The 26,201-nt window shown below is 71.0% G+C and carries 21 protein-coding genes; 13 read left to right on the top strand and 8 right to left on the bottom strand.

Translation table 11 applies throughout. The features are described from left to right. The first annotated feature begins 32 nt into the window (after positions 1–32). The 5 genes from ACFO3J_RS12195 (at position 33) to ACFO3J_RS12175 (ending at position 5,561) form a co-directional block, all read left to right on the top strand. A complete protein-coding gene (locus ACFO3J_RS12195; protein WP_386429007.1) occupies positions 33–1,070 on the top strand; it encodes a sugar ABC transporter substrate-binding protein in 1,038 nt (345 codons plus the stop codon). Positions 1,071–1,073: 3 nt separating this feature from the next. Further along, the gene (locus tag ACFO3J_RS12190; RefSeq protein WP_386429005.1) at positions 1,074–2,600 is read left to right on the top strand and encodes a sugar ABC transporter ATP-binding protein; all 1,527 of its coding nucleotides are present in this window, start codon (positions 1,074–1,076) and stop codon (positions 2,598–2,600) included. Continuing rightward, positions 2,597–3,634 carry an ABC transporter permease gene (locus ACFO3J_RS12185; protein ID WP_386429003.1) on the top strand — a complete coding sequence of 346 codons (1,038 nt, stop codon included), beginning with the start codon at positions 2,597–2,599 and terminating at the stop codon, positions 3,632–3,634. The genes ACFO3J_RS12190 and ACFO3J_RS12185 overlap by 4 nt, the downstream gene beginning before the upstream one ends. A 62-nt stretch (positions 3,635–3,696) precedes the next feature. Continuing rightward, positions 3,697–4,722, top strand: coding sequence for an aldo/keto reductase (locus ACFO3J_RS12180; protein WP_386429001.1), 1,026 nt, complete (start codon positions 3,697–3,699; stop codon positions 4,720–4,722). A gap of 2 nt (positions 4,723–4,724) precedes the next feature. Beyond that, positions 4,725–5,561 carry an amidohydrolase family protein gene (locus ACFO3J_RS12175; RefSeq protein ID WP_386428999.1) on the top strand — a complete coding sequence of 279 codons (837 nt, stop codon included), beginning with the start codon at positions 4,725–4,727 and terminating at the stop codon, positions 5,559–5,561. Between the two features lie 89 nt (positions 5,562–5,650). Here the strand turns inward: ACFO3J_RS12175 and ACFO3J_RS12170 are convergent, their stop codons facing one another. Continuing rightward, the gene (locus tag ACFO3J_RS12170; RefSeq protein WP_386428997.1) at positions 5,651–6,322 is read right to left on the bottom strand and encodes a FadR/GntR family transcriptional regulator; all 672 of its coding nucleotides are present in this window, start codon (positions 6,320–6,322) and stop codon (positions 5,651–5,653) included. 175 nt (positions 6,323–6,497) lie between these two features. Between ACFO3J_RS12170 and ACFO3J_RS12165 the strand changes: the two genes are divergently transcribed. Beyond that, positions 6,498–7,259, top strand: coding sequence for a hypothetical protein (locus tag ACFO3J_RS12165; protein WP_386428995.1), 762 nt, complete (start codon positions 6,498–6,500; stop codon positions 7,257–7,259). Positions 7,260–7,329: 70 nt separating this feature from the next. Here the strand turns inward: ACFO3J_RS12165 and ACFO3J_RS12160 are convergent, their stop codons facing one another. From ACFO3J_RS12160 to ACFO3J_RS12145, 4 genes are all read right to left on the bottom strand, one after another. Next, positions 7,330–8,940, bottom strand: coding sequence for a glycerol-3-phosphate dehydrogenase/oxidase (locus tag ACFO3J_RS12160; protein WP_386428993.1), 1,611 nt, complete (start codon positions 8,938–8,940; stop codon positions 7,330–7,332). A 7-nt stretch (positions 8,941–8,947) separates the two neighbouring features. Further along, positions 8,948–10,501: a glycerol kinase GlpK gene (gene glpK, locus ACFO3J_RS12155; protein ID WP_386428991.1), complete on the bottom strand. Its 1,554-nt coding sequence runs from the start codon at positions 10,499–10,501 to the stop codon at positions 8,948–8,950. 79 nt (positions 10,502–10,580) lie between these two features. Continuing rightward, entirely contained in the window at positions 10,581–11,414 is an 834-nt protein-coding gene (locus tag ACFO3J_RS12150; protein WP_386428989.1) for an MIP/aquaporin family protein, read from the bottom strand. Between the two features lie 146 nt (positions 11,415–11,560). Continuing rightward, a complete protein-coding gene (locus ACFO3J_RS12145; protein WP_386428987.1) occupies positions 11,561–12,325 on the bottom strand; it encodes an IclR family transcriptional regulator in 765 nt (254 codons plus the stop codon). A gap of 252 nt (positions 12,326–12,577) precedes the next feature. Between ACFO3J_RS12145 and metH the strand changes: the two genes are divergently transcribed. From metH to ACFO3J_RS12130, 3 genes are all read left to right on the top strand, one after another. Continuing rightward, positions 12,578–16,114 (top strand): methionine synthase, encoded by a 3,537-nt coding sequence (gene metH / locus ACFO3J_RS12140; protein WP_386428985.1) that lies wholly within the window; start codon positions 12,578–12,580, stop codon positions 16,112–16,114. A gap of 290 nt (positions 16,115–16,404) precedes the next feature. Beyond that, a complete protein-coding gene (locus ACFO3J_RS12135; protein ID WP_386428984.1) occupies positions 16,405–17,106 on the top strand; it encodes an HAD family hydrolase in 702 nt (233 codons plus the stop codon). Positions 17,107–17,397: 291 nt separating this feature from the next. Beyond that, entirely contained in the window at positions 17,398–18,996 is a 1,599-nt protein-coding gene (locus ACFO3J_RS12130; RefSeq protein WP_386428982.1) for an ABC transporter substrate-binding protein, read from the top strand. 53 nt (positions 18,997–19,049) lie between these two features. Here the strand turns inward: ACFO3J_RS12130 and ACFO3J_RS12125 are convergent, their stop codons facing one another. Next, positions 19,050–19,721 (bottom strand): response regulator, encoded by a 672-nt coding sequence (locus tag ACFO3J_RS12125; protein WP_386428980.1) that lies wholly within the window; start codon positions 19,719–19,721, stop codon positions 19,050–19,052. A 13-nt stretch (positions 19,722–19,734) separates the two neighbouring features. Next, positions 19,735–20,676 (bottom strand): RecB family exonuclease, encoded by a 942-nt coding sequence (locus tag ACFO3J_RS12120; RefSeq protein WP_386428978.1) that lies wholly within the window; start codon positions 20,674–20,676, stop codon positions 19,735–19,737. A 130-nt stretch (positions 20,677–20,806) separates the two neighbouring features. Between ACFO3J_RS12120 and ACFO3J_RS12115 the strand changes: the two genes are divergently transcribed. The 3 genes from ACFO3J_RS12115 (at position 20,807) to ACFO3J_RS12105 (ending at position 23,865) form a co-directional block, all read left to right on the top strand. Beyond that, positions 20,807–22,045 carry a site-2 protease family protein gene (locus ACFO3J_RS12115; protein ID WP_386428976.1) on the top strand — a complete coding sequence of 413 codons (1,239 nt, stop codon included), beginning with the start codon at positions 20,807–20,809 and terminating at the stop codon, positions 22,043–22,045. Positions 22,046–22,132: 87 nt separating this feature from the next. Continuing rightward, positions 22,133–23,044, top strand: coding sequence for a tRNA (adenine-N1)-methyltransferase (locus ACFO3J_RS12110; RefSeq protein ID WP_386428974.1), 912 nt, complete (start codon positions 22,133–22,135; stop codon positions 23,042–23,044). Between the two features lie 236 nt (positions 23,045–23,280). Next, positions 23,281–23,865, top strand: coding sequence for a hypothetical protein (locus ACFO3J_RS12105; RefSeq protein ID WP_386428972.1), 585 nt, complete (start codon positions 23,281–23,283; stop codon positions 23,863–23,865). A gap of 13 nt (positions 23,866–23,878) precedes the next feature. On the opposite strand, the gene ACFO3J_RS12100 is transcribed toward ACFO3J_RS12105, so the two are convergent. Further along, complete coding sequence (locus ACFO3J_RS12100) at positions 23,879–24,169, bottom strand: ferredoxin (RefSeq protein WP_386428970.1); 291 nt, start codon at positions 24,167–24,169, stop codon at positions 23,879–23,881. Between the two features lie 242 nt (positions 24,170–24,411). Between ACFO3J_RS12100 and arc the strand changes: the two genes are divergently transcribed. Beyond that, positions 24,412–26,178, top strand: a complete 1,767-nt coding sequence (gene arc, locus ACFO3J_RS12095; RefSeq protein WP_386428968.1) for a proteasome ATPase — start codon at positions 24,412–24,414, stop codon at positions 26,176–26,178. Positions 26,179–26,201 lie beyond the last annotated feature (23 nt).

Here is a 26,201-nt window from a genome sequence, read left to right as displayed (position 1 = left end):
CACACTCACCCCTGGAAGGGCAGGACTCGACGATGAGACTGCGCACGACGACCGTGGCCGCCTGTGCCGCTCTGCTCGCGGTCACCGCGCTCGCGGGCTGCAACAGAGCAAGCGACAGCAAGGCCGGCAGCTCCGGCAAGGTCGGCATCGACCTGCCGCGCGCCGACAGCGACTTCTGGAACTCCTACAACAGCTACATCGAGAAGGGCGTCGCGGCCGGCGACGTCTCCGCGCTGCCGCGCACCAACTCGCAGAACGACATCGGCAAGCTCGTCGCCAATGTGCAGAGCTTCGCCAACGAGGGTGCCAAGGCGATCATCATGGCCCCGCAGGACACCGGCGCCATCGCCTCCACCCTCGACCAGATGGCCAAGAAGAAGATCCCGGTGATCAGCGTCGACACCCGTCCGGACAAGGGGCAGGTGTACATGGTGGTCCGCGCCGACAACAAGGCGTACGGCGAGAAGGCCTGCGAGTACCTCGGCGCGCAGCTCAAGGGCAAGGGCAAGGTCGCCGAGTTCGAGGGCGACCTGTCCTCCATCAACGGCCGTGACCGCTCCGAGGCGTTCGCGTCCTGCATGAAGACCAAGTTCCCGGCCATCAAGGTGATCCCGCTGGTCACCAACTGGGACGGCGCCACCGCGTCGGCCAAGCTGCAGACCACGCTCGCCTCGGACCCGGACCTCAACGGCATCTACATGCAGGCCGGCGGCGTCTTCCTGCAGCCGACCCTCGCGCTGCTCCAGCAGAAGCACCTGCTCAAGCCGCCGGGCACCGCCGGTCACATCACGATCATCTCCAACGACGGCATCCCGGAGGAGTTCAAGGCGATCAAGGCCGGGCAGATCGACGCCACCATCTCCCAGCCCGCCGACCTCTACGCCAAGTACGCGCTGTACTACGCCAAGGAAGCGCTGGCCGGCAAGAAGTTCACCCCCGGTCCCACCGACCACGGCTCCAACATCATCGCCATCCCCAACGGCCTGGAGGACCAGCTGCCCGCGCCGCTGGTGACCAAGGACAACGTGGACGACCCCAACCTGTGGGCCAACCAGCTCGGGAAGAGCTGACCCATGGGACAGGCCGTACCTCCCGCCGCGGTCCACGCGGAGGGCATCGTCAAACGGTTCGGGGCCACGGTGGCCCTGGACCGGGTGGGCATCACCGTTGCGGCCGGCGACTCGCACGCGCTGGTCGGCCGCAACGGCGCGGGGAAGTCCACCCTGGTCTCCGTACTGACCGGGCTGCAGACGCCCGACGCCGGCCGGGTCTCCTTCCAGGGGGAGCCCGCGCCGGCGCCCGGCGACACCGCCGCGTGGCAGAGCAAGGTGGCCTGCGTCTACCAGAAGTCGATGGTGGTGCCCGATCTGACCGTCGCCGAGAACCTGTTCCTCAACAGGTTCGAGCGCGGCCGGATCCGCTGGTCCGCGCTGCGCGCGCGGGCCCGCGACCTGCTGGCCGAGTACGGGGTCGATGTCGACCCCAGCGCGCGGGCCGGCGATCTGACCGTCGAGCAGGGGCAGTTCGTCGAGATCGCGCGGGCACTGTCCTTCGGGGCCCGCTTCATCATCCTCGACGAGCCCACCGCGCAGCTGGACGCGGCCGGTATCGACCGGCTGTTCACCAAGCTGCGGGAACTGCAGCAGCAGGGGGTGGCCTTCCTGTTCATCTCGCACCACCTGCAGGAGGTCTACGACCTGTGCAGCACCGTCACGGTCTACCGCGACGCCCGCCATGTCGTCACCGCGCCCGTCGCGGAACTCGGCAAGGACGCGCTGGTGGAGGCCATGACCGGTGAGGCCGCGCAGGGCGAGGTGGCCTGGCACGCCAAGGGCTCGGCCCGGCGGGACGCCGAAGCCGTGCTGCGCGCCGAAGGGCTCGCGCTGGACGGCGCGTTCGAGACCATCGACTTCGCGGTCGAGCCCGGCGAGGTGCTGGGCCTGGCCGGGGCCACCGCCAGCGGCAACACCGCGCTCGGCGAGACCCTGGTGGGCCTGCGCCGGCCGACCGGCGGCCGGACGCTGGTGTCCGGCAAGGCGGTTCGGCCGGGCAGCGTCCCGCACGCGCTCGGGGCCGGCATCGGCTATGTCCCGGAGGACCGGCACCGGCAGGGCCTGGTGCTCGGCCGCAGCGTCGCGGAGAACGCCACCTTGACGGTGACCGACCAGCTGGGCCCGTACGGCACCGTGCTGCCGTCGCGGACCCGGGCGTTCGCCGAGCGGATGATCGGCTCGCTGGACATCAAGACCTCGGGGCCCGCGCAGCCGGTCTCCGACCTGTCCGGCGGCAACCAGCAGAAGGTGGTCATCGCCCGCGCCCTGGCCCGCGACCCGCGGGTCCTGGTGGCCATCCGGCCCACCGCGGGCGTGGACGTGAAGTCCAAGGACGCGCTGCTCGGTGTCGTCAGAGGCGTCGCCGACCGCGGGGACGCGGCCGTCATCGTCTCCGACGAACTGGACGACCTGCGGGTCTGCGACCGGGTGATCGCGCTGTTCCACGGGCGGGTGATCGCCGAGTTCGGCAGCGGATGGAGCGACCGGGACCTGGTCTCGGCCATGGAAGGGCTGCCCACGGGCGGCGATGAGGGAGCCGAGGAATGAGCGACACCAGCCAGCTGACCGCCGATGTGGCGGCACCCGACACGACGCGGCGGGGGGCGCCCCGCTTCCAGCTGACCCGCTACCGGGACCTGTCCCTGCTCCCGGTGATCCTGCTGCTGGGCGTCATCGGCTTCATCGTGTCGCCCACCTTCCTGACCTCGAACAACCTGATCGGCGTCCTCCAGCAGTGCAGCGAGCTGAGCCTGCTGGTGCTCGGCGAGGCCATGATCCTGATAACCGGGCGGATGGACCTCTCGCTGGAGTCCACCATCGGTGTGGCCCCGGTGATCGCGATGTGGCTGGTGATGCCGAGCAGCGGTTCGGCCACCTACCACGGCATCGGGCTGATGCCCGGCTGGAGCTCGATCCCGCTGTGCCTGCTGGCCGGTCTGCTGATCGGCGGCTTCAACGGGTTCCTGATCCTGAAACTGAGAGTCAACGGCTTCATCGCCACCCTCGGCATGCTGACCATGCTCAGGGGGCTGCAGGACGGCATCTCCCAGGGCAAGTCCATCGTCGAGGTGCCCAAGTCCTTCTCCTACCTGGGCGGCGCGTCCTGGCTGGGCGCTCCGGCGGCGGTCTGGATCTGCCTGGTGCTGTTCGTGATCGGCGGCCTGGCGCTGGGCTATCTGCGGCACGGCCGGGCGCTCTACGCGATCGGCGGCAACAAGGAGGCGGCCCGCGCGGCCGGTATCCGGGTGGACCTCATCACCTGGGCCGTGCTGGGCATCGCCTCGGTGCTGGCGGCCTTCGCGGGTGTGCTCTACGTCGGCCACTACGGAGCGATCTCCTCGACGCAGGGCAACGGCTGGATCTTCCAGGTCTTCGCCGCCACCGTGATCGGCGGGGTCAGCCTCAACGGCGGCCGGGGCACCCTCTTCGGCGCCCTCACCGGTGTGGTCGCGCTCCAGCTCGTGGTGAACGTCACCACGCTCGGTGGAGTACCGCCGCTGTGGGACAAGTTCCTCTACGGTGCGATCATCATCGTCGCGCTGATCATCTCCCGCTTCGCCAGCGGCGAGAAACAGGACTGAGGCGGCGCCGGAACCCGATCCGGACCGGACCCGAACGAAACGCACAAGGAGAGCGACTGCCCATGCCCGTACCGGCACTCCCCAGGCTCGGCCTCGGCGCCGCTCCGCTGGCCAACCTGTACCGCACCATCACCGACCAGGAGTCGCAGGCCACCGTGGCCGCCGCGTTCGACGCGGGTGCCACGTACCTCGACACCGCGCCGCACTACGGCCTCGGCCGCTCGGAGGAGCGGCTGGGCCGGGCGCTGGCCGGCCGGGACCGCTCGTCCTACGTGCTGTCCACCAAGGTCGGCCGGCGGCTGCGCGACCTCGGGCCGGGCGAGGTGCCGGACGGGCAGGGCTTCACCGACACCCCGGCCCGGGCCCGGGTGTGGGACTTCTCCGCCGGCGGCATCCGCGCCACGCTCGAAGGGTCGCTGCGGCGGCTCGGCGTGGATGCCGTCGACATCGTCTATCTGCACGACGTCGAGGACCACCTGCGCGAGGTCTACGCCTCCGGGTTCCCCGCGCTGGCCGAACTGCGCGACCAGGGCGTCGTCAAGGCCATCGGCTTCGGCATGAACTACAGCGGGGTGATGGCCAAACTGGTCGCCGACCTCGATGTGGACGTGGTGCTCTGCGCCGGCCGCTGGACACTGCTGGAGCGCACCGCGCTGGACGACCTGCTGCCTGAGTGCGAGCGGCGCGGCACCCAGGTCGTGGTCGGCGGCGTCTACAACTCCGGTCTGCTGGCCGACCCCAAGCCCGGGGCCCACTACAACTACGCCGCCGCGCCGGAGGATCTGCTGCGCCGGGCGCTCGACATGGCGCAGGTCTGCGCCGAGTACGGGGTGCCGCTGCGGGCCGCCGCGCTGCGCTTCCCCTTCGCCCACCCGGCGGTGGTCTCCGCGCTGGTCGGCGCGGCCGGCGAGGACGAGATGCGCGACAACGCGGCCATGTTCGACTACGACATCCCCGACGACCTGTGGCACGCCCTGGTGGAGCGCGGCCTGCTCGACGAGGACGTACCGCTGCCGCTGGCCACCACGGTGGCCCGCAACGCCGCGGCCAACGCCGTCCTCAGCGCCGACCGGAACCCCGGGGAGTGACCATGCGCATCGACGCCCACCACCACCTGTGGGACCTCGGCCGCCGACCGCAGCCCTGGCTCAAGGGCGAGGCGCTCGAACCGATCAACCGCACCTTCGCGGCCGCCGAACTCGAACCGCTGCTGGACGCGCACGGCATCGACGCCACCGTCGCCGTGCAGTCCAGCTCCTCGCTGGACGAGACCCGCGAACTGCTCGCCGTGGCCTCGGAGTCCGGCAGCCCGGTCGCCGGAGTCGTCGGCTGGGCGGACCTGACCGACCCCGGACTGCCCGCCGTCCTCGCCTCGTTGGCCGAGCTCGGTCCGCTGGTGGGGATACGGCACCAGGTGCAGGACGAGCCCGACCCCTGGTGGCTGGGCCGCCCGGAGGTACGCGACGGGCTGCGCGCGGTCGCCGGGGCCGGTCTCGTCTACGACCTGCTGGTGACCCCCGACCAGATGACCGCGGCGGTGGCGACCGTACAGGCGCTGCCCGAGGTGGAGTTCGTGCTCGACCACGGCGGGAAGCCGCCGATCGCCGCCGACCAGTGGGAGCCGTGGGCCGGCCAGCTCGGCGCGCTGGCCGCGCTGCCCAATGTCAGCTGCAAGCTCTCCGGCCTGATCACCGAGGCCGACTGGGAGAGCTGGCGCCCGCAGGACGTGCTGCCCTACGCCCGGCAGCTGCTGGAGGCCTTCGGGCCCGAGCGGGTGCTCTTCGGCTCCGACTGGCCGGTGTGCACGCTCGCCGGGCGGTACGCCGATGTGTACGCGCTGGCCGAGCAGGCCGTGGCCGCGCTCGCCCCGGCCGAGCGGAACGCGGTGCTCGGCGGCAACGCGGCCCGGATCTACCGGCTGGCCTGACTCCCGACTGACCTCCGAGCGACCTCCGGGCAGCGAGAAGGCGCCCCCGCCGGAAGATCCCGGCGAGGGCGCCTTCGCGCTGCCCGGCCTCAGAGCGTGGAGCGCAGCCACTGCTCGACGCTGGCCACATGCACGGTCGCCCAGGAGCGGGCCGCCTCGGCGTCGCGGTCGCGCAGCGCGGCCAGGATCGCCCGGTGCTCGTGCAGGGTGCGGCTGACCGCGTCCTCCTGGGTGAGGCCGCGCCACACCCGGGCCCGGGTGGTCGGCCCGGACAGGCCGTCGAGCAGCGAGCACAGCACAGAATTGCCGGAGCTCTGCACGATGCCGCGGTGGAAGTCCAGGTCGGAGGCGACGAGTTCCTCCACCAGGGGCTCCGCGCCGAGAGCGTCCAGCTTGCCCTGGAGGACGTCCAGGTCCTCGATCGGGATGCGCAGCGCGGCCATCGCGGTGGCGGCCGGCTCCAGGATGCGGCGCACCGCGAGGAACTCCAGCACCGTGTCGTCCCGGTGGAAGTCCACCACGAAGCTCAGCGCCTCCAGCAGCAGCTGCGGATCGAGGCTGGTGACGTAGGTGCCGTCGCCCTGGCGCACATCGAGGATGCGGATCAGCGACAGGGCGCGCACCGCCTCGCGCAGCGAGTTGCGCGACAGGCCCAGCTCGGCCGCCAGCTCGCTCTCCTTCGGCAGCCGGTCGCCGGGCCGGAGCGCGCCGGAGACGATCATCTCCTTGATCTTCTCGATGGCCTCGTCGGTGACCGCCATCAGCGCCCTCCCCGTGCTCAGGTCGTGCGGACCCGCCGGACCGCGACAATCCCGGGCCCTGCGGTGCCACCAGACATCCGATGTCTTGGGTTTATTATGGGCCAGAATCCGTGTGCTGCCCAACAGTCCCGGAAACCCGTTTCAGCCGCTCGCGCCGGCGGCCGATACTGGCCGCGTGATACAGCACCTGCTGATCGACCGGGTGGGGGAGATCTGCCGCCGCGACGCCCGGCTGGACGCCGCCCTGATGTACGGCTCCTTCGCCGCGGGGGAGGGCGACGCGCACAGCGACGTGGAGTTCTGGCTGTTCTTCCGCCCGGAGCGGCGCCACGAGGTGGACCCGGCCGCCTGGTGCGCCGACGTCGCCCCGGTGAATCTGGTGCTGCGCAATGAGTTCGGCACCCATGTCGCGCTCTTCCCCGGCCCGGTGCGCGGGGAGTTCCACTTCGCCACCACCGACGACATCGCCTCGGTGGGCGACTGGCCGGCCCGCGGCGCGGCGGTGGACCGGATGCTGGTGGTGGACCGCGGCGGCCTGCTGCGGCCGGTGCTGGACAAGCTGCCGCCGCGCCCCGCGGTCCCGGCCGATCCGGCCGAGATCGCCGACCTGTGCGGCCGGTTCGCCAACTGGCTGGTGCTCGCCCTGCACGTCGGCGCCCGCGGGGAGCGGCTGCGCGCCCAGGACGCACTCGCGCACGCCGCCCGGCACCTGCTGTGGATGGCCCGCCTCGCCGAGGACAGCACCGCCCACTGGTTGACCCCCTCACGGGCCGCGGAGGCCGAACTGCCCGCCCGTACGGTCGAGGCGGTCGCCGCCCGCACCCCCGCCTCGCTCTGGCGGGAAGGCCGGGTCCACTGGCTGGCCCTGCTGGCCCGGACCGGCCGGCCCGAGCCGGCCGCCCTGTTCGCCGAACTGGACGCGCTCACCGGCGGCTGACCGGCGCGGGTCGTGTTCCCCGGGGCCAGCCCGGTCAGCGGGTCGTTCGGCCGGCCGGCCCGGAGCCGGGTCAGGCGCGCTCCCCGAGCACGCGCGCCACCTCGTCCCGTACCTCCGGGGTGTCCAGGCCGCGGATCGTCAGCGTGGTCCGGCGCCGCAGCACGTCGTCCACCTCCAGCGCCCACTCGTGGTCGCGGGCGTAGACGACCTGCGCCCAGATCTCGGGCGCGTCCGGGTGGACCCGCCGGGCCAGCTCCGGGTCCTCGTTGGCCAGCCGGGCGATGTCGAAGGCCAGCGAGCCGTAGTGGGTCGCCAGGTGCCGCGCGGTGTCGGGGGCCATCAGCGGGCCGGGCGCCGTACCGTCGGCGAGCAGCCGGTGGGTGACCGCCTGCGGGCTGGCGAAACCGGGCAGCGGGGCCTTGCGCGGCAGCTCCGACATCGGCTCCATACCGGTGCCGAGCGGGTGCCCGGGCAGCTCGGCCAGCTTGTTCATCACCGTCCGGCCGATGTGCCGGAAGGTGGTCCACTTGCCGCCGGCCACCGACAGCATCCCGCCGCGGCCCTCGGTGACCACCGTCTCCCGCTTGGCCTTCGCGGTGTCGCCGGGCCCGCCGGGCAGCACCCGCAGACCGGCGAAGGAGTAGGTGATCAGGTCGCGGGACAGCTGCTGGTCCCGTACGGACAGCGCCGCCTCGCCCAGGATCTGGCCGATGTCGGACTCGGTGACCCGTACGTCCGCCGGATCGCCCTCGTACGCCTCGTCGGTGGTGCCGAGCAGCAGCATGTCCTCCCACGGCAGCGCGAAGGTGATGCGGTACTTGTCGATCGGTGTGGCCAGCGCCGCCTTCCACGGCGCGGTCCGCCGGAGCACCAGATGCGCGCCCTTGGACAGCCGGATCGACGGCGCGGCCCCCGCGTCCTCCATCCGCCGCAGGTGGTCCACCCACGGCCCGGTCGCGTTGAGCACCAGCCGGGCGTCCACCCCGAACTCGGCGCCGTCGGCGCGGTCGCGCAGCTCGGCGCCGGTGACCCGGCCGCCGGTGAAGCGCAGCCCGGTGACCTCGGCGTGGTTGAGCACGGTCGCGCCGGCCTCCACCGCCGCCCGTACCGTCATCAGCGCCATCCGGGCGTCGTTCATCTGCCCGTCCTCGTAGACGGCGACCGCCCGCAGCTGGTCGGTCCGCAGCTCGGGCACGTCCCGCGCGGCCCGGGCCGGGCTGATGACATGGCCGACGCCGTCGCGGAACGCGGACAGCGCGGAGTAGGCGAAGACACCCGCGCCCAGCTTGGCCGCGCCGTGCGGGCCGCCCTTGTAGACCGGCAGGTAGAAGGTCAGCGGTGACGCCAGGTGCGGTGCGACGTCCCGGGAGACCGCGCGCCGCTCGACATGGTTCTCGGCGACCAGCCGCACCGCGCCGGTCTGCAGATAGCGCAGACCGCCGTGCAGCAGCTTGGAGGACGCCGAGGAGGTGGCGCCGGCGAAGTCGCCGGCGTCCACCATGGCCACCCGCAGCCCCGACTGCGCCGCGTGCCAGGCGGTGGTGATGCCGAGGATGCCGCCGCCGATCACCAGCAGGTCGTATGCGGCATGCCCGAGCAGTTCCCGGGTCTCGGCCCGCCCGGGGTTGGCGCCGGCGGTCGGATGCGTCCCCAGGGCGGGAACGCGCTGCAGCGTGGTCATCTCTTCCTCAGTGCTCCTCTTCGATCCAGCCCATGGTCCGTTCGACGGCCTTGAGCCAGTTGTGGTACTCGCGGTCACGGTCGGCCGCGTCCATCCGGGGGGTCCATTCCGCCGCCCGCTTCCAGTTCGCCCGCAGCGCCTCGACGTCCGGCCAGAAGCCGACCGCGAGACCGGCCGCGTAGGCCGCGCCGAGGCAGGTGGTCTCGGCGACCATCGGGCGCACCACGGGGGCGTCCACGAAGTCCGCCAGGGTCTGCATCAGCAGGTTGTTGGAGGTCATGCCGCCGTCGACCTTCAGCGAGGTCAGTTCGACCCCGGAGTCCTTGGTCATCGCGTCCGAGATCTCCCGGGTCTGCCAGGCGGTCGCCTCCAGCACCGCCCGGGCGATGTGCGCCTTGGTCACATAGCGGGTCAGGCCGGCGATCACCCCGCGGGCGTCGTCACGCCAGTAGGGCGCGAACAGTCCGGAGAAGGCCGGCACGAAGTACGCCCCGCCGTTGTCCTCGACGGACGAGGCCAGCGTCTCGATCTCGGCAGCCGTACTGATCAGTCCCATCTGGTCGCGCATCCACTGCACCAGTGAACCCGTGACGGCGATGGATCCTTCCAGGGCGTAGACGGGGGCGTCCTGGCCGATCCGGTAGCCGACCGTGGTGATCAGGCCGTTGTAGGAGTTCACCGGGGTGTCGCCGGTGTTCATCAGCATGAAGGTGCCGGTGCCGTAGGTGGACTTCGCCTCGCCCTCGGCGAAGCAGGTCTGGCCGAACAGCGCGGCCTGCTGGTCGCCGAGCGCGGAGGCCACCGGTACACCGGTCAGCCCTCCGATGTCCGCGGTGCCGTAGACCTCGGAGGAGGAGCGGATCTCCGGCAGCACCGCGGCGGGCACACCGATGGAGTCCAGGATCTTGGGGTCCCAGTCGAGGGTGCGCAGATTCATCAGCAAGGTGCGCGAGGCGTTGGTGACGTCCGTGACGTGGACCCCGCCGTCGGCGCCGCCGGTGAGATTCCAGATCACCCAGGAGTCCATGGTGCCGAACAGGATGTCGCCGGCCTCGGCGCGCTCGCGCAGGCCCTCGACGTTGTCCAGCAGCCAGCGGATCTTGGGGCCGGCGAAGTACGAGGCCAGCGGCAGCCCGGTCTCGCGGCGGAAGCGGTCCTGGCCGACGTTGCGGCCCAGCTCCCGGCACAGCGCGTCGGTGCGGGTGTCCTGCCAGACCAGCGCGTTGTGCACCGGCTCACCGGTGTGCCTGTCCCACAGCAGGGTGGTCTCGCGCTGATTGGTTATTCCGATCGCCTTGACGTCGGCCGGAGTGAAGCCGGGGATGTCCTGGGCGGCCTTGCCGATCGCGCCGGCCACCACCTCCTGGACATTGGTCCAGATCTCGGCGGCGTCGTGCTCCACCCAGCCCGGCTTGGGGAAGATCTGTTCGTGCTCCTTCTGGTCGACGGCCACGATCCGGCCGTCCCGGTCGAAGACGATGCAGCGGCTGGAGGTGGTGCCCTGGTCGATGGCGGCGATGAACGGGCCGCTGCCGTGCGAGCTGGTGGGGGTCTCGGTCACGTTGTGCTCCTTGGTGCGGGTCGGGTGACGTCCTTCTGCCTGCGGTACGCGCTCCACGTGAACGCCCGGTGAGAACGTTCTACGTGAACGCCAGCCGGTACAGGCCGCCGGCTATCGCCGCGCCGACCAGCGGGCCGACCACCGGGATCCAGGCGTAGCCCCAGTCGGAGCCGCCCTTGTTGGGCAGCGGGAGCAGCGCGTGCACGATCCGCGGACCGAGGTCGCGCGCCGGGTTGATCGCGTAGCCGGTCGGTCCGCCGAGGGACAGGCCGATACCGACCACCACCAGCGCGGTCAGCAGGATGCCGAGGCCGTTGAGCGCCAGGCCCTTGGTCATGCCCTCGGTGAGGATGAACAGCACCAGGACGAAGGTGCCGATGGCCTCGGTGACCAGGTTCTGCACCGGGTTGCGGATCTCCGGGCCGGTGGAGAAGACCCCCAGCACCGGGCCGCCGGGCTGCGCGGTGTTGCCGGTGGCCGGGCCGGCCGGATCGGCGTGCGGGGCGGAAGCCGCTGCCGAAGCGGGGGCCGGCTCCGGGGCGGCGACGCTCGCCAGCACCTCCGGGTCGGTCAGATGCGCCTGGAACTGCCCCAGATAGGCCGCCCACACCAGCAGGGCGCCGATCATCGCGCCGACGATCTGGCCGATCAGGTAGTAGGGGACGGTGCTCCACTGGCCGGTCTTGATGGCCACACCCAAGGTGACCGCCGGATTGAGCTGGCCGCCCGAGTAGCCGTTGGCTATGTAGGCGCCGGCCAGCACGGCGAAGCCCCAGCCGAAGGAGATGGCGACCCAGCCGGCTCCGATGGCCTTCGACCGTTTGAGCGTCACGGCGGCGACCACGCCGCCACCGAGCAGGATGAGGACGGCGGTACCGAAGATCTCGCCGATCACGATGTGGCCATTGGACACTGCGACTCCCTTGTCTCGTCCATGAGCGGAGACGCCGCCGGGTCCCGTCCGGTGTTCGACATTGTCGACCGCTGTCCGAGAGTTTCGTCCTCGGTGGTCAGCCAGGTCAAGAGGGGTGTGACCCACGACTCGCCCGGGAGGGGGTTTCAGAAGCGCCCGGCGCCCAGATCGCGCGCGACGGCGCGCGCGCAGTCCCGTACCGCCGCCACCAGCCGGGCCCTGATGCCCTCGCCGTCGCAGATCCGCTCCACCGCCCCGGTGATGCCGACCGCGCCCACCGGCATCCGCCGCCGGTCGTAGACGGGGGCGGCCACCGACGCCACCCCGTCCCAGGTCTCCTCCAGGTCCGCGCCCCAGCCCCGGGCCCGGGTCAGGTCGAGCACCGACTCGAAGTCCACCGGGTCGGTGACCGTCCTCCTGGTCAGCGTCGGCCGGGCACCCTCGGTGACCTCGTTGTGCGCCACCGGGTCGAAGGCCGAGAGCACCTTGCCCAGCGCGGTGCTGTGCAGCGGCTGCATCGCGCCCACCTCCAGCACCTGGCGGCTGTCGTCGGGCCGGAAGACGTGGTGCACGATCAGCACGCCCTGCTGGTGCAGCACGCCCAGATACGCCGCCTCGCCGCTGGATCTGGCCAGGTCGTCGGTCCACACCAGGGCCCTGGCCCGCAGCTCGTGCACATCCAGATAGCTGTTGCCGAGCCGGAGCAGTTCCGCGCCGAGCTGGTACTTGCCGGAGGCCGGCTCCTGCTCCACGAAGCCCTCCTGCTGGAGGGTGCGCAGGATGCCGTGCGCGGTGCCCTTGGCCAGGCCCAGCGAGGAGGCCACATCGGACAGTCCCAGCCGGCGCTCGCCACCGGCCAGCAGGCGCAAGATGGCCGCCGCTCGTTCCAGCGACTGGATGGGACCTGGCATCGCGAGCACTCCAAGGATGTGGGGCACGACGGCCGGGCGGAGCGGCGGCAGCGGCCAGCCGGGTAACCCGGGTCGACATTGTCGACCATCATCATCGCAGAGCCGCGCCCGGCGTCACCCGTTCGCCCTTCGAAATGGCATCGAACCCCGCGCTCCCGGCCGGTTAGGCTGACGTGGTGCGCGGTCTGCCTCCGCCCGTCCAGGGGCCGGCGGCGCATAGCCGACAGCCGTCGCATCCCAGGGAGCATCCCCATGGCCTCGCCGTCCCCTTCTTCCTCCTCCCCGACCCGCTCCGCCGGCGCCCTCCCGGCGCAGGCCGCCCGGGCCGCCGCCCTCCGCGAGGCACTCGCCTCCCGGGTGGTGGTCGCCGACGGGGCCATGGGCACCATGCTCCAGGCGCAAGAGCCCACCCTGGACGACTTCCAGCAGCTCGAAGGCTGCAACGAGATCCTGAACATCACCCGCCCCGACATCGTGCGCTCGGTGCACGAGGCGTACTTCGCGGTCGGCGTGGACTGCGTGGAGACCAACACCTTCGGCGCCAACCAGAGCGCCATGAGCGAATACGACATCGCCGACCGCATCTTCGAGCTGTCCGAGGCCGGCGCCCGGCTCGCCCGCGAGGTCGCCGACGACTTCGCCGCCGACGGCCGCCGCCGCTGGGTGCTCGGCTCCATCGGCCCCGGCACCAAGCTGCCCACCCTCGGCCACACCGGCTACACCACCCTGCGCGACGGCTACGAGGCCAACGCGGCCGGGCTGATCGCCGGCGGCGCCGACGCGCTGGTGGTCGAGACGATGCAGGACCTGCTCCAGGTCAAGGCCGCCCTGATCGGGTCGCGCCGGGCCATGGCGACGGCCGGGGTGAGCCTGCCGCTGATCTGCTCGGTCGCGGTGGAGACCACCGGCACGATGCTGCTCGGCTCGGAGATCGGCGCCGCCCTCACCGCGCTGGAGCCGCTGGGCATCGACATGATCGGGCTGAACTGCTCCACCGGGCCGGCCGAGATGAGCGAGCACCTGCGCTATCTGACCCGGCACTCCCGGATCCCGCTGACCTGTATGCCGAACGCCGGCCTGCCGGTGCTCACCAAGGACGGCGCCCACTACCCGCTGTCCCCGAGCGAACTCGCCGACGCCCACGAGACCTTCGCCCGCGAATACGGACTCGCCCTGGTCGGCGGCTGCTGCGGCACCACTCCCGAGCACCTGCGGCAGCTGGTCGAGCGGGTCGGCGGCCAGGACCTCGTGCCGCGCAGCCCCCGCCCCGAGCCGGGCGCGGCCAGCCTCTATCAGACGGTTCCCTTCCGGCAGGACACCTCGTACCTGGCGATCGGCGAGCGCACCAACGCCAACGGCTCCAAGAAGTTCCGCGACGCGATGCTGGAGGGGCGCTGGGAGGACTGCGTGGAGCTGGCCCGCGACCAGATCCGCGAGGGCGCCCACCTGCTCGACCTGTGCGTGGACTACGTCGGCCGGGACGGCGTGGCCGACATGGCCGAGGTGGCCGGCCGCTTCGCCACCGCCTCCACGCTGCCGATCGTGCTGGACTCCACCGAGGTGGACGTGCTGCGGGCCGGCCTGGAGAAGCTCGGCGGCCGCGCGGTGCTCAACTCGGTCAACTACGAGGACGGCGACGGCCCCGAGTCCCGCTTCACCCGGGTCACCCAGCTCGCCGTCGAGCACGGCGCCGCCCTGATCGCGCTGACCATCGACGAGGAGGGCCAGGCCCGTACCGTCGAGAAGAAGGTCGCCATCGCCGAGCGGCTGATCGGGGACCTCACCGGCAACTGGGGCATCCACGAGTCCGACATCCTCATCGACTGCCTGACCTTCACCATCTGCACCGGCCAGGAGGAGTCCCGCAAGGACGGCGTGGCCACCATCGAGGCGATCCGCGAACTCAAGCGCCGCCACCCCGAGGTGCAGACCACCCTGGGCCTGTCCAACATCTCCTTCGGCCTCAACCCGGCCGCCCGCACCGTGCTCAACTCGGTGTTCCTGGACGAGTGCGTCAAGGCGGGCCTGGACTCGGCGATCGTGCACGCCGCCAAGATCCTGCCGATCGCGCGGATCCCCGAGGAGCAGCGCGAGGTCGCCCTCGACCTCGTGTACGACCGCCGCAGCGAGGGCTACGACCCGCTGCAGCGGCTGATGGAGCTCTTCGACGGGGTCGACTCCAAGTCTCTCAAGGCGGGCCGGGCCGAGGAGCTGATGGCGCTGCCGCTGGAGGAGCGCCTCCAGCGCCGCATCGTCGACGGCGAGAAGAACGGCCTGACCGCCGACCTCGACGAGGCGCTGGCGGGCCGGCCGGCCCTGGACATCGTCAACGACACCCTGCTGGCCGGCATGAAGGTGGTCGGCGAGTTGTTCGGCTCCGGGCAGATGCAGCTGCCCTTCGTGCTCCAGTCCGCCGAGGTGATGAAGACCGCGGTGGCGTATCTGGAGCCGCACATGGAGAAGAGCGACGACGAGGGCAAGGGCACGATCGTGCTGGCCACCGTGCGCGGCGACGTCCACGACATCGGCAAGAATTTGGTGGACATCATCTTGTCCAACAACGGCTACACCGTGGTGAACCTGGGCATCAAGCAGCCGGTGTCGGCGATCCTGGACGCGGCGGCCGAGCACCGGGCCGATGTGATCGGCATGTCGGGTCTGCTGGTGAAGTCCACGGTGATCATGAAGGAGAACCTGGAGGAGCTCAACCAGCGGGGCCTTTCGGCCGACTACCCGGTGATCCTCGGCGGCGCCGCCCTCACCCGCGCCTACGTCGAACAGGACCTGCACGAGGTCTATCTGGGCGAGGTCCGCTACGCCAGGGACGCGTTCGAGGGGCTGCGGCTGATGGACGCGCTGATCGGGATCAAGCGCGGGGTGCCGGGCGTGGTGCTGCCGGAGCTGAAGGCCCGCCGGGTGGCCAAGCGCGCTCTTCCCGAGGAGGAGCCCGAGCCCAACCTCGGACAGGTCCGCTCGGACGTGGCCGTGGACAATCCGGTGCCCACCCCGCCCTTCTGGGGCAGCCGGGTGGTCAAGGGCATCCAGCTGGCCGACTACGCCTCCTGGCTGGACGAGGGCGCGCTCTTCAAGGGGCAGTGGGGACTCAAGCAGTCCCGGGCGAACGGACCCACCTACGAGGAACTGGTGGAGTCCGAGGGCCGGCCGCGGCTGCGCGGGCTGCTGACCCGCTTCCAGTCCGAGGGACTGCTGGAGGCGGCCGTCACCTACGGCTACTTCCCGTGCGTGTCCAAGGGCGACGACCTGATCGTGCTGCACGACGACGGCACCGAGCGCACCCGCTTCACCTTCCCCCGCCAGCGCCGCGGCCGGCGGCTGTGCCTGGCGGACTTCTTCCGGCCCGAGGAGTCGGGCCAGACCGACGTGGTCGGCTTCCAGGTGGTCACCGTCGGCAACCGCGTCTCGGAGGCCGCCAACGAACTGTTCGCCACCGACTCCTACCGCGACTACCTGGAGCTGCACGGTCTGTCCGTCCAGCTCGCCGAGGCGCTGGCCGAGTACTGGCACGCCCGGGTCAGGTCCGAGCTGGGCTTCGCCGGCGAGGACCCCGACGAGGTCGAGGACATGTTCGCGCTGAAGTACCGCGGTGCCCGCTTCTCGCTCGGTTACGGCGCCTGCCCCGATCTGGAGGACCGGGCCAAGATCGCCGCGCTGCTGGAGCCCGAGCGGATCGGGGTCAAGCTGTCCGAGGAGTTCCAGCTGCACCCGGAGCAGTCCACCGACGCCATCGTGATCCACCACCCGGAGGCGAAGTACTTCAACGCCAGGTGAGCGCGGGCTCCCGCCGGGAGCCGACGGGCAGGCCGCCGGGAGCGCCCTGAGGGCCCGCTGAGGCCGCCGGCGGCCCCCCTGGCGCCCTGCGGGCGGTCCGGTGGCGCCGCGCCGCCCGCAGGGCGCTTCACCACCCGTTGGCGCAGTGTTCGGCGGCCGTCCAGCGCTCGACCGGCGCGACGAATCCCGCCGACGTAGACTCGACGGTCCGGCAGAGGCCGGTCGCCTCCTCGCGCAGCGGGGCCCGGCGACCGGCCTCTGTGTCCCCCCAGAACCGAGGAGTGGGGCCTATGACCAGCAGCGTCTCCGTCGCCGACACCCGTACGGCGCAAGGTGCCCGGCCCCGCGCCGTGCTCCTGGACCTGGACGGCACCCTGGTGGACACCGAGGGCATCTGGTGGGCGGCGGAAGCGGAGGTCTTCGCGGACCTCGGACACGTGCTGGACGAAGTGCACCGCGATGTGGTGGTCGGCGGCCCGATGGCCCGCAGCGTCGGGCACCTGATGGAGGTGACCGGCACCACCGCCACCCTCGCCGAGCTGACCGTGGCGATCAACACCCGGTTCGAGAAGCTGATCGTGCGCGGCGCGCCGCTGATGCCGGGCGCCCGCCGGCTGCTGACCGAGCTGTCCGCCTACGGCGTGCCCACCGCCCTGGTGTCCGCCTCGCACCGGCGCACCATCGACGCCATGCTGCGCTCACTGGGCCGCGAGCACTTCGACTTCACGCTGGCCGGGGACGAGGTGGCGCGCACCAAACCGCACCCGGACCCGTATCTGACCGCCGCCGCCCGGCTCGGCGTCGATCCGGCGCACTGCGTGGTGATCGAGGACACCCTCACCGGCGTGGCCTCGGCGGAGGCGGCCGGCTGCCTGGTGGTCGCGGTGCCGTCGCTGGTGCCGATCGAGCCGGCGGCCGGCCGTACCGTCGTGGCCTCCCTGGAGGAGCTGAGCGTCCCCTTCCTGCGCTCCCTGAACACGCGCATTCACTGAGCGTGGCCACCGGGACGCGCGGGGACTCGGGCCGGTGAAGGTTTCGCATCCCGTTGGTGCTGATCACATCCAATCTCGGTATCGTCGCCGAAGCATGCGCGCGGGATGTGCTGGAATACCTGCGGCGTACCACGCGGCGAGGCACCGGCGGCCGAGCGCGTAAGGTCTTCCCGGGCTCCGACCCTGCCCGGAACCCCGGCGCAAGGGCGGCCTGTTCGGCTTCGGCGGAGCCACCGCGACGCGAGCACGCAGGCAGAGCAGATGTGCAGTCACAAGAGGAGAACGACGACGATGAACCGCAAGCTTCTGGTGCTGCCCGCCCTGCTGGGCGCCCTGACACCCGTGATCACGGGGTGCGGCGGCTCCGGCGGAGGAAGCGGCGGCAGTGGCAAACCCATCGTCGTCGGCACGACCGACAGCATCGTCCTGACCAAGGACAACCCGGCGCCGCTCGATCCGGCCACCTCGTACGACACCGCCACCTGGAACGTCTTCTACAACACCTTCCAGATGCTGCTCGGTTACACCCGGGGCAGCACCACGCCCACCCCGGACGCGGCCAAGGAGTGCCACTACGCGGACACCTCCGGGCTCACGTACCAGTGCACGCTGCGTGACGGCCTGAAGTTCTCCAACGGCCACGACCTCACCTCGCAGGACGTGAAGTTCTCCATCGACCGGATGCAGAAGGTCAACTGGGCGGCCGGTCCCGCGTCCCTGATAGCCAACGTCAAGTCGGTGAACACCCCCGACGACAAGACGGTGGTCTTCCACCTCAAGGCGACGGACGCGACCTTCCCGGCCAAGCTGGCCACCCCGGCCGCGGCGATCGTGGACAGCAAGGTCTACGACCCGGCCAAGCCGTTCGACGGCTTCAAGCTGGTCGGCTCCGGCCCCTACGTCCTCAACTCCTTCGTCCAGGGCAAGCAGGCCGAGTTCAGCAAGAACCCGCACTACCAGGGCCTGGACAAGATCAACAACAGCAAGGTCGAGCTGAAGCTGTTCAACGACTCCGCCAAGATGGAGGCGGCGCTGAAGTCCGGCGCGATCGACGTCATGACCAGGACCATGGCGCCGGACCAGATCATCGATCTGCAGAACAGCACCGACCCGAACATCAAGCTCACCGAGGCGCCCGGCGGGGAGACCCGCTACCTGTTCCTCAACACCGAGTCGCCCGGCCTGAAGGACAAGGCGGTGCGGCAGGCGATAGCCGAGGTCATCGACCGGCAGGCGATCACCAAGGACATCTACAAGCGCACCGCCGAACCGCTGTACTCCGTGGTCCCGCAGGGCATCACCAGCCACACCAACTCGTTCTTCAACCGTTACAGCAGCCCCAGCGTGAGCAACGCGAAGAAGACGCTGAAGCAGGCCCACATCACCGGCAAGATCCCGCTGACCATCAACTACCGCCAGGACACCGGCGGTACGGTCAACAAGCCGGAGGCCGAGGCGATCAAGCAGCAGCTCGACGCGAGCGGGCTGTTCGACGTCAAGGTGCAGAGCGAGGAGTGGAGCGCCTTCCTGAAGGCCGCCGGCAAGCGGGAGTACCAGATCTTCGCGATCAGCTGGCTGCCCGACTTCCCGGACCCGGACAACTACATCGCGCCGTTCTTCGACAAGAACAACTTCCTCAACCTGCCGTACAACAACACCACGATCCAGAACCAGATCCTGCCGGAGACCCGCCGCCAGGCCGAGCGCAGCACGGCCAGCCCCGCCTTCGGGCAGGCGCAGGACATGATCGCGGAGGATGTCCCGATCGTGCCGCTGTGGCAGGGCAAGCAGTACATCGCCTCGCGCGGTGACATCACCGGTGTCGAGTGGGCGCTGAACTCCTCGACCACCGTGCAGTTCTGGGAGCTGGGCCGCGGCGTCAGCGGCTGACCCCGCCCGCACACCCGGCCCGACCCAGCACGAGTGGAGCCGCCCCGGGGCCCTCAGCCGGCCCCGGGGCGCACCAGCCCGCTCTCATAGGCGTAGACGGCGGCCTGCACCCGGTCCCGCAGCGCCAGCTTCGTCAGCACATGGCCCACATGGGTCTTGACAGTCGTCTCGCTGACGAACAGCTCGGCGGCGATCTCCGCGTTGGACAGGCCGCGGGCCACCAGCTTGAGCACCTCGACCTCCCGCTCGGTCAGGGCGTGCAGCGGCTGCGGCACCGACTCGTCGCCCGAGGGCAGCCGTCCGGCGTACTTGTCCAGCAGCCGGCGGGTCACGCTCGGCGCGAGCATCGCCTCACCCGCCGCGACCACCCGGATCGCCTGCACCAGCTCGGCGGCCGGCGCGTCCTTGAGCAGAAACCCGCTGGCACCGGCCCGCAGCGCCTCCACCACGTACTCGTCGAGGTCGAAGGTGGTCAGCACCAGCACCTTCGCCGGGCCCGAGCGGTCCGGGCCGGTGATCTGCCGGGTGGCCTCCACCCCGTCCATCCGCGGCATCCTGATGTCCATCAGCACCACGTCGGGCCGCAGCGCCCGCACCTGGTCCAGCGCCTGCTGGCCGTCGCCGGCCTCGCCGACCACGGCCAGATCCGGCTCGGCCTCCAGGATCATCCGGAAACCGGTACGCAGCAGGGGCTGATCGTCCACCAGCAGGACGCGGATCGCCACAGGGACTCCTTCGCTAGACCAGGCCATTCTGGCCCACCACCGATGGCGCCCCCACGGATTCCGCGAGCGGATAGGGCGGGGGAGTCCCGCCGAATTCGGGGCAGAACGCCTGGTGGTCGCACCAGCCGCACAGCGGCGAGCGGCGGGGCGGCCAGTCGCCGCTGCCGGTCGCCGCGCGGATCGCCTCCCACAGCGCCAGCAGCCTGCGCTCGGTGGCCAGCAGGTCCTGCTCCGTCGGGTCGTACGTCAGCACGTCCCCGCTGCCGAGATAGACCAGCTGGAGGCGGCGCGGGACGACCCCGCGCAGCCGCCACAGCACCAGCGCGTAGAAGGTCATCTGGAACAGCGGCTCGTCCTTGTACTCAGGGCGGGGCGCCTTGCCGGTCTTGTAGTCCACCACCCGCAGATCGCCGGTGCCCGGGGCGATGTCCAGCCGGTCCACATAGCCGCGCAGCGTCAGCCCGGACTCCAGCACCGTCTCCACGTACAGTTCGCGCTCGGCGGGCTCCAGCCGTGTCGGGTCCTCCAGCGAGAACCAGCGCTCGACCAGCCGCTCGGCGCTCTCCAGCCAGGCGGCCAGCGCCGCCGCGTCGGCGGCGCCCTCCGCCGCGGCGAACAGCGACGCCAGCTCCGGCCGGGCTGCCCGCAGCCGCTCCCACTCACCGGCCACCATCGACCGCGCCCGGTCCGCGGTCCGCTCGGCGGCCGGCGCGTCGAACAACCGCTCCAGCACGGCGTGCACCACGGTGCCGCGGGTCGCCGCCTCGCTGGGCTTCTCCGGCAGCCGGTCGATCACCCGCAACCGGTACAGCAGCGGGCAGCGCATGAAGTCGGCGGCGCGCGACGGCGACAGCGACACCGGCACCGCGGCGGCGGGCGAGGCGCGCCGCGCGGGCGATACGCGCGGCGCCGCCGCGGACGGGCGCGGCGGCGGAATCTCGGCAGGGGTCCCCATGGCTGGAGACCTTACGGCCTGCCACCGACAACGCCGGTGCGTGTCCGGCGGAACAGGGCAATAGCATGGCCGAGGAGCCACTTGTCCCGCATGATCGGTATGAGGGTTCGTATCAGCACGAGGGGAATCAGTGAGCGAGAGCGGTCTGCCGCCGTCCCAGGACACCCGCGATCCCGTCCAAGGCGGCGACGGCGACTCGCAGTCGACCAAGCGCGGTCCGGGCGGCGGGGTGCTGATGGGGCGGTTCTACGGCGTCCCGATCTATGTCGCGCCCAGCTGGTTCCTCGTCGCCGCGCTGATCACCTGGGTCTTCGGCGGACAGCTCGACACGGTGCTGCCCCGGCTCGGCGGGCTGCGCTATCTGGTCTCGCTGTTCTTCGCGGTCGCCTTCTACGCCTCGGTGCTGATCCACGAACTCGCGCACACCGTGGCGGCCCTCCGCTTCAAACTCCCGGTGCGCCGGATCCAGCTGCAGTTCTTCGGCGGTGTCTCGGAGATCGAGAAGGAGTCCGACACCCCGGGCCGGGAGTTCATGCTCGCCTTCGTCGGACCGCTGCTGTCGCTGGTGCTCGCCGTGCTGTTCTTCGGCGGGATGCAGCTGGTCGAGCGGGGCACGGTGCCGGGAGTGCTGCTGGCCGGCCTCATGGTGAGCAATCTGATCGTCGCGATCTTCAACTTCCTGCCCGGACTGCCGCTGGACGGCGGCCGGATGCTGCGGGCGGTGGTGTGGAAGATCAGCGGCCGGCCGATGACGGGCACCATCGCCGCCGCCTGGGTCGGCCGCGGTCTGGCACTGGCGGTGCTGATCGGTCTGCCGCTGCTGTCGTACGCGGGGGGCATCAACGGCGACACCACGGCCAGCAGCGCCGACTCGCTCACCGACGCGCTGCTCGCCGCGATCCTGGCCGCCATCATCTGGACCGGCGCCGGCAACAGCCTGCGGATGGCGCGGCTGCGCGAACGCCTCCCCGGCCTGCGGGCGCGCACCCTGACCCGGCGGGCCGTCCCGGTCGCCTCCGACACCCCGCTGTCCGAGGCGCTGCGCCGGGCCCACGAGGCGGGCGCCCGCGCACTGGTCGTGGTGGACGGCAAGGGCGACCCCACCGCGCTGGTCCGCGAGTCCGCGATCGTCTCCGTCCCCGAGCACCGCCGCCCCTGGGTGGCGGTCAGCGGCCTCGCCCAGGAACTCAACCCCGGCATGCGGGTGTCCGCCGAGCTGGCCGGCGAGGACCTGCTGGACCGGCTGCGGGCCAATCCCTCCACCGAATACCTGGTGATCGAGCCCACCGGGGAGATCTACGGCGTCCTGTCCACCACCGACGTCGAGCGGGCCTTCCTGGCCGCGATGGGCCGGGGCTCCTCGTTCTGACCGTTCCGGCCACCGACGGCGGCCGGCGATACGTGGAGGGCGTCCGGCGGTAAAGGGGCGATGAACCGAGCCCCTAAGATAAACCTCATGTCCGAACCGACCGGTGCCGCCCGCCGACGCGGGCCCTTCAAAGTCGGGGACCAGGTACAGCTCACCGATCCCAAGGGACGCCACTACACGTTCACGCTCGAGGCAGGAAAGCAGTTCCACACCCACAAGGGCGCTTTCCCGCACGACGAGCTGATCGGTGCCCCCGAGGGCAGTGTGGTCCGAACCACGGGAAACGTCGCCTATCTCGCGCTGCGCCCGCTGCTCCCCGACTACGTCCTGTCCATGCCCCGCGGCGCCGCCGTGGTCTACCCCAAGGACGCGGGGCAGATCCTGGCGATGGCCGACATCTTCTCCGGCGCCCGCGTCGTCGAGGCCGGGGTGGGATCGGGCTCACTGAGCAGCTTCCTGCTCCGGGCGATCGGCGACCAGGGCATGCTGCACAGCTACGAGCGGCGGGCGGACTTCGCCGAGATCGCCACCCAGAACGTGGAGCGCTACTTCGGCGGTCCGCACCCGGCCTGGCAGCTCACTGTCGGTGACCTTCAGGACAACCTCTCCGACACCGAGGTCGACCGGGTGATCCTGGACATGCTCGCGCCCTGGGAGTGCCTGGAGGTGGTCGCCAAGGCGCTGGTGCCCGGCGGCATCCTGTGCGCGTACGTGGCCACCACCACCCAGCTGGCCCGCACCGTCGAGGCGATCCGCGAGTTCGGCAGCTTCAACGAGCCGGCCGCCTGGGAGACCATGGTGCGCAACTGGCACGTGGAGGGTCTCGCCGTCCGGCCCGACCACCGGATGATCGGCCACACCGGCTTCCTGCTCACCGCCCGGCGGCTCGCCGACGGCGTGGAGCCGCCGCTGCGCCGCCGCCGCCCCGCCAAGGGCGCCTACGGCGAGGACTACACCGGCCCCGGCGGCGGCAGCGGGGGTACCGCGGCCGAGGAGTGATCCCCGGGGTCCCTCCGGCGGCCCTGCCGGGGTGGACGATTTCAGCCAATCTCGGCCAGTCTCGTCGCGCCGCCGCCGGTTTGTCCGCTCCCGGACACCGGCGGCGGCGCTTTTCGCCGGCCCCGCGCCCCGCCCGGAGCGCCCCGCCCACAACAGCGGCCCCCGGCGTACCGCCCCGGTGTGAGATATGGCACCATGCTGGCCACCCCCGCTGTTCGACCCCAGGAGACAGGCGCGTGCAGGCGTCCACAGGACCGGCCCTTCCGCACACCCGCAGCCGTACCGCGCACTGGCTCACCACCGCCGGGGCCCTGGGCGCCCTGGTCGCGGCGGTGGCCCTGGTGCAGCCGGCCGACGCCTCCCAGACCGCCGCTCCCGCCGCCCCGCCGAAGGCGCCGGCCCGGCCGGTCGCCGCACCGGACCCGGCGGCCGTCACGTACCCGCTGGACTGCGGCGCGGGCATCGGCACCGACGTGGTCTCCCGGGTCTCGGGCGACCTGGACGGCGACGGACGGCCGGAGACCGTCGTAGTGGTGCACTGTCACTCGGATGTCGGTACGCCGCCGGCCGGCGTCTTCGTGCTGGCCGCCCCGGTCACCGCGGGCGGCAGGCCGCGCATCGCCGAGACCCTGGTCCGGCCGCGCGACCAGCGGCAGATCACCGGCTTCCGGCTGGACGGCCGGACGGTGCGGGCGACCGTCCTGGGCTTCTCCAGCGACACCGTGCCGCGCTGCTGCCCCGACCTGAGCCGCGGCTACGCCTGGGAATGGCGCGGCGACCGCTACGTGGCCATCCCCGCGCCGGCCGCGAACAGCATCTGACCCCCCGGACGGCTCAGTCCGCGTCGGGCCCGTAGACCTCCACCAGGTCCGCGGCGCGCCGTACGTGGATGCAGTCGCCGGGGCACTCCTTGGCGGAGTCGGCCACGTCCTGCAGCAAGGTGAGCGGCACCGGCACGGTGGCCCCGGGGGACTGGCGCAGCTCGTCGTCCGCGCCCTTGACATAGGCGAGCCCGTCGATGTCCAGCTCGAACACTTCCGGCGCATACTGCACGCAGATCCCGTCACCCGTGCACAGGTCCTGGTCGATCCAGACTTCGAGCGCTTCTGCCGTCTTGTCGGTCACGGAAACCCTCGCCTGCCGTTGTTCGTTCGGGAAGAGACCACCGTCGCCGGCGGTTGACCCGGACGACGATACAACCGGCGAGCTTTCGAATGGAGATCGGCGGGTATCTCAGTGGCGGAGGGACGTGCGCAAGGGTGAAGATCGGACACACCGCGATCGTCTTTGTGATCTAGGGGTTTCAACCCCTACCGGTCCAGGTAGGGTCTGGAAACGTCCAGCTCCCCTTGGAGGAGGTGAGGACCGTGGCGGCCCACGACGACGACATCAACCGTGGCGGCCGACCCGCTCGTGGTTCGGAAGACCCCATGAGCCAGGTCGCCTTTCTTGAGCAGGAGATCGCCGTCCTGCGACGCAAGCTCGCCGACTCTCCGCGGCACTCGAGGATTCTCGAGGAGCGGATCGTCGAGCTGCAGACCAATCTGGCAGGCGTGTCCGCGCAGAACGAACGGCTGGCGAACACACTCCGTGAGGCCCGCGACCAGATCGTGGCCCTCAAGGAGGAAGTCGACCGGCTCGCGCAGCCGCCGGCCGGCTTCGGCGTATTCCTGCAGGCCAACGAGGACGGTACGGCCGACATCTTCACCGGTGGGCGCAAGCTCCGGGTGAATGTCAGCCCCGCCGTCGAACTGGACGGGCTCCGGCGCGGCCAGGAGCTGATGCTCAACGAGGCGCTCAACGTGGTCGAGGCCATGGAGTTCGAGCGCGTCGGGGACATCGTCACCCTCAAGGAGGTCCTGGAGGACGGCGAGCGCGCCCTGGTCATCGGCCACACCGACGAGGAGCGGGTGGTGCGGCTCGCCGAACCACTGCTCGACGGCGCCCTGCGGGCCGGCGACGCGCTCCTGCTCGAACCCCGCTCCGGCTACGTCTACGAGCGTGTGCCCAAGAGCGAGGTCGAGGAGCTCGTCCTCGAAGAGGTCCCCGACATCGACTACCGCCAGATCGGCGGGCTCGGCAACCAGATCGAGCAGATCCGCGACGCCGTGGAGCTGCCCTATCTGCACGCCGATCTGTTCAAGGAATACGCGCTGCGCCCGCCCAAGGGCGTCCTGCTCTACGGCCCGCCCGGCTGCGGCAAGACGCTCATCGCCAAGGCGGTCGCCAACTCGCTGGCCAAGAAGGTCGCCGAGGTCACCGGCCAGCCCCAGGGCAAGAGCTACTTCCTGAACATCAAGGGTCCCGAGCTGCTCAACAAGTACGTCGGTGAGACCGAGCGGCAGATCCGCCTGGTCTTCCAGCGGGCTCGTGAGAAGGCCTCCGAGGGCACTCCGGTGATCGTCTTCTTCGACGAGATGGAGTCCCTGTTCCGCACCCGTGGTTCCGGTGTCAGCTCGGACGTGGAGAACACCATCGTCCCCCAGCTGCTCGCCGAGATCGACGGTGTGGAGGGTCTGGAGAACGTCATCGTGATCGGCGCCTCCAACCGCGAGGACATGATCGACCCGGCGATCCTGCGGCCCGGCCGCCTGGACGTGAAGATCAAGATCGAGCGGCCCGACGCCGAAGCGGCCAAGGACATCTTCTCCAAGTATCTGGTCGACAGCCTTCCGCTGCACGGCGAGGACCTCGCCGAGCACGGCGGGTCGCCGGCCGGCACCGTGGATGCGATGATCCAGTCGGTGGTGGAGCGGATGTACTCCGAGAGCGAGGAGAACCGCTTCCTGGAGGTCACCTATGCCAACGGTGACAAGGAAGTCCTGTACTTCAAGGACTTCAACTCCGGGGCGATGATCCAGAACATCGTGGACCGGGCCAAGAAGATGGCGATCAAGGACTTCCTGGACCACAGCCAGCGGGGTCTGCGCGTCTCCCACCTGCTCGCCGCCTGTGTGGACGAGTTCAAGGAGAACGAGGACCTGCCCAACACCACCAACCCCGACGACTGGGCGCGTATCTCCGGCAAGAAGGGCGAGCGGATCGTCTTCATCCGCACCCTGGTGACCGGAAAGCAGGGGGCGGACACCGGACGCTCCATCGACACCGTGGCGAACACCGGACAGTATCTGTAAGCACTACCCTCCGGCTGCGGGTC

The sequence above is a fragment of the Streptomyces polygonati genome, from assembly GCF_042650325.1.
GTDB lineage: Bacteria > Actinomycetota > Actinomycetes > Streptomycetales > Streptomycetaceae > Actinacidiphila > Actinacidiphila polygonati.
The sequence above is the reverse complement of the archived record's forward strand: the minus strand, read 5'-3'. Positions and strand labels throughout refer to the sequence as shown.